Source organism: uncultured Rothia sp. (genome assembly GCF_937976295.1).
Classification (GTDB): Bacteria; Actinomycetota; Actinomycetes; order Actinomycetales; family Micrococcaceae; genus Rothia.
This window is the reverse complement of record NZ_CALJRY010000030.1, coordinates 1-3888: the sequence shown is the minus strand read 5'-3', so window position 1 is coordinate 3888 and position 3888 is coordinate 1. Positions and strand designations below refer to the sequence as shown.

Here is a 3888-nt window from a genome sequence, read left to right as displayed (position 1 = left end):
TTCTGCTGTCGATGGTGGTTCAGGGGATGCTCCTGCCGCTCGTTATTAGGTGGGCAAAAATCCCGCTTGATACCGCCGAAGAAGATGAGATTAATGAAGCAGTGCGCACGATAATTGCCGAGTCCTTCGACTCTGTGGCTGAAATCGGCCAGGAAATTGGTGCACCACAGTGGGTTATTGACCGCATTGCCGACGAACACATGTACAACGCGAGTAGGTACCGCAACCTGCACACCGTTCGTAAACACGGTGCAAACGCTCCGGAAGAAGCCCGCCTCATTATTGAAGCGGGCGACTTTGAGAAAGAGCTGCGTTTGCGGCATTTGGAGAAGCAACGCAGCGTGCTCAAGCGTCTGCGCGACGAAGGCAGAATCGACACGAACGTACTGCACCAAATCCAGGAAATCCTGGATATTGAGGAGGTACGTGTGCTCGGCCCGGTTGAGCTCGAATAGCTCACGCTCCTACATGCGATACGTATGAGGCGAGGCGCCCCACCCCTAAACGGGGAGGGGCGCCTCGTTGCTTTTTATGTCTAAACCTCTAGACCCGCCACCACGTGAAAACGGTACAATACACTAGCCCGTTTTTTGCGCGGATCGTGCTTCTAGCTGCGTCATTCACCGCGCACCGGACACGACACAGACCAGAACCACAGGAATCTATGGCACCTCAGCAGACTGAAAACACCGCACCCGCTGCAGGACACGGCCCGCACGGCTCTCATGGTCCCCAGGGTCCCCATGGAGCAAGCGAAGACCCGCAGAACATCTACCTGCTCAAAGACGCCCCCATCCTCAAGGCGCTCCTCTCCCTCGGCGTGCCCATGGCGCTCGGCCTCGCCATCACCAGCATCTACAACGTGGTGAACTCCTACTTCGTCGGCCACTACGGCGGCACCGAAGACCTCGCTGCCACCGGCTACGGCGTGCCCGTCTTCGGCGTCATCATGGCAATCGCCGGCCTGTTCGGTCTGGGTGCCTCCACCCTCGCCTCCCGTAAGCTCGGCGAAGGTCAGCCTGCCCACGAAATTCACCGCGTCACCTCCTTCGCGCTGTACTCGGCGCTCGGTGCCGGTCTTGTTGCGGCGGCTATCGGCTTCATCCTCGCCGACCCGATCACCAGCATCATGGGTGCATCCGGTGGCTCCTACGAACCGACCCGCATCTACGTGCACCTCATGTTCCTCGGCGCGCCCCTCGCGATTGGTATGTTCACCCTCGAACAGCTCGTCCGTTCCGAAGGCTACGCTAAGCAGTCCATGTACGGCATCATCGTCGGTACCGTCGTCACCTGTATCTTCGACGTGCTGTTCATCGCCATCATGGGTATGGGTATTGCCGGCGCCGGTTGGGCGATGCTGCTGGCTAACGGCGCGTCCATGCTGTACTACCTGCTGTTCCTGATGCGTAAGAGCGAGAACTTCTCCGCGAATATCCGCGACTTCTCCCTCGACCCCGCCATCATCAAGCCCGTGGTTGCGGTTGGTGCCGCTGAGCTCATTCAGAGCCTGAACCTGATCTTCTCCGCCTTGCTGCTGAACAACCTCGCCGCCTCCTACGGTGATGACACCGTGGCGGCGTTCGGCCTGGCAATGCGCCTGAACATGGTGCCCGAAATGCTGTGTATGGGTCTGTGCATGGGCGGTATCCCGCTGTACGCCTACGCGTACGGTGCCCGCAACGGCGCCCGCGTGAAGGAGGCGCTGCGCACCGCAACGATCCTGTCCGTGGCAACCTCCGCAATTATCACCATTCCGGTGCTGATTTTCCGCCGCGAACTGCTCGCCGTGGTCGGCGACGCAAGCCTTGTCGACACCGGTGAAGAGGTTATGATTGCGCTCATGCTCGCCGCCGTGTTCAACGCGGTCAGCATCGTGTTCGTGTCTTGGTTCCAGGCGGCCGGTAAGGGCGGCCCGGCAATGCTGATGACCCTCGGCATTGCGCTGCTGTTCTTCCCCGCCGTGTACTTCGGCAACATGTGGTTCGGCTTTAAGGGCCTGACCTGGGCGTTCCCCTTCACCCAGGTGCTCGCCTGCGTGCTGGGTCTGGTGCTGTTCCTCGCCACCGGTGGGGCGAAGGTGCCGCCCGCTGAAGCTGAGGTAGAAGCTGAAGGTTCTGAGGAATCTGACGCTCAGACTGTCCAGGTTTCCGGCGCACAGCCCGAACAGAAGGCATAGCCCTCGGTCTGCGAAAACATAGTAAAAGCCCCGGCTCCATCAAAGGAGCCGGGGCATTTACGTTGGTTTCTACGCTAGTGGAGGCGCTAGTTCTTCCGCCTAGTTCTTCCACCAGGAATCAAAAATCGTCACCGGAGTAGTGCGCTTGTGGCGGCTACGCAGGTAAATCTGCTCCAGCTTCGCGGCCGCCGCCTCGTCGATTTCCTTACCCTCCAGGTAGTCATCAATCTGCGGGTAGGTCAGACCCAGCTCATCCTCATCGGTGCGGCCGGGCACGCCGTCCAGCAGGTCAGCAGTCGGCGGCTTAGCCCACAGACGCTCAGACGCACCCAAAACACGCAGCAGCAGCTGGTTCTGGCGCTTATTCAGGCCGTACAGCGGCAGCAGGTCCGCGCCGCCGTCACCGAACTTCGTGAAGAAACCCGTAATGGACTCCGCCGCATGGTCGGTACCGACCACCAGGTAGCCGGGGTCGCCAGCAATCGCGTACTGGGCGATCATGCGGGCGCGCGCCTTCACGTTGCCCTTGTTGAAGTCGCTGATCTGCTCGCCGGTCGCGGCAGTGTAGGCGTTGTCGAAACCGTCCACGGCTTCGGCAATGTTGAAGGTCAGGGAGCGGGTGGGCTGGATGAAACGCAGCGCCTCCTGAGCGTCCTCTTCGTCGTGCTGCACACGGTAGGGCAGGCGCACCGCCACGAACTCGGTGGTGCGGCCGCGCTCGTTGAGGCGGTCGACCGCCAGCTGGCAGAGGCGACCGGCCAGGGTGGAGTCGATGCCGCCGCTGATGCCCAGTACCAGGCCGCGGCTTCCGGTGGCTTCCAGGTAGTCGCAGATGAACTGGATGCGGCGCTCCACTTCTTCGCGTGCCTGCTCTTCGGTCATGTTGGGCTTGACGCCCATTTCACGGATGATCTGTGCCTGTAATTCACGCATGACTTAAGTGTACGCTCCACCTTATAGCCCGCGCGGTGAACAGCCGAGGGAAGCAAGGTAGTGTTCCACACGGTCCGTTCAGACCCGCCCGCGCGGCGGGTTCAGTATCGTTTCAGCCCCGCAAATACACAGCATACTCACCGGTAAAAACCCTGTGCGACAACCCGTGCGGCTGTTAGCATGAACATACGGTTCAAATACCGTTCAAAATAGCCGGTGATGAGGGAAAACACCCACACACCCGCTACGCCACAGAACACGTCAACCAAGGACGGTGAAGACAGCACCATGGCAAAAACAAAAACTGAACTCTACGACGAGCTCGTAGACATCGAAACCAGCCTCGAAAACCACCCGCTCACCTCGGGGAAAATAGCGGAGGCGAACATCATCGTCGAGCAGATGAAGGAGCAGGGCGCCACCCCGGAAGAAATCGATGAGGCGCTTACCGGGCAGGGGCTGCCCTCCCTCGTGGAGATAGGTAAGAGTACCTTGCTGCAGTCTTTCAGCCTCTGGAAGCTGAGTCACCGCAAGTCCAAGGTGGAAGCTGCCATTGAGAAGCTCAACCGTAAAGAAGCCCGCCACCGCTAACTAGCCCGCACCAGCTTAGGCAAAAGATAGCTAAACGAATACCCCCGGCAGATGCGTACAGCATCCACCGGGGGTATTTAGCGCTCAAATATAACGCTCCGACTAGCGGTTATTCAGCACGCGCACGTTATAGCGGTGCAGGAACGCCGCCATCGCGCCACGCTCAATCGGCTGAACCGGACGGA

3 protein-coding genes and 1 pseudogene are annotated in these 3888 nt (G+C 60.0%); 3 read left to right on the top strand and 1 reads right to left on the bottom strand.

The genetic code is table 11. The features are described from left to right. Positions 1 to 455 (top strand): annotated as a pseudogene (locus tag Q0216_RS00800) (sodium:proton antiporter); the annotation flags it as partial. 209 nt (positions 456 to 664) lie between these two features. Then, complete coding sequence (locus tag Q0216_RS00795; RefSeq protein ID WP_298592143.1) at positions 665 to 2179, top strand: MATE family efflux transporter; 1515 nt, start codon at positions 665 to 667, stop codon at positions 2177 to 2179. Between the two features lie 99 nt (positions 2180 to 2278). Here the strand turns inward: Q0216_RS00795 and nadE are convergent, their stop codons facing one another. Then, complete coding sequence (gene nadE, locus Q0216_RS00790) at positions 2279 to 3112, bottom strand: ammonia-dependent NAD(+) synthetase (RefSeq protein WP_298592141.1); 834 nt, start codon at positions 3110 to 3112, stop codon at positions 2279 to 2281. A gap of 288 nt (positions 3113 to 3400) precedes the next feature. On the opposite strand from nadE, the gene Q0216_RS00785 reads away from it, so the two are divergent. Beyond that, complete coding sequence (locus Q0216_RS00785; RefSeq protein ID WP_298592138.1) at positions 3401 to 3703, top strand: recombinase; 303 nt, start codon at positions 3401 to 3403, stop codon at positions 3701 to 3703. Positions 3704 to 3888 lie beyond the last annotated feature (185 nt).

Bases quoted from the DNA above. Each gene is read 5' to 3' on its own strand.
- Q0216_RS00795 (WP_298592143.1), top strand. From the start codon at position 665: ATGGCACCTCAGCAGACTGAAAACACCGCACCCGCTGCAGGACACGGC.
- nadE (WP_298592141.1), bottom strand. From the start codon at position 3,112: ATGCGTGAATTACAGGCACAGATCATCCGTGAAATGGGCGTCAAGCCC.
- Q0216_RS00785 (WP_298592138.1), top strand. From the start codon at position 3,401: ATGGCAAAAACAAAAACTGAACTCTACGACGAGCTCGTAGACATCGAA.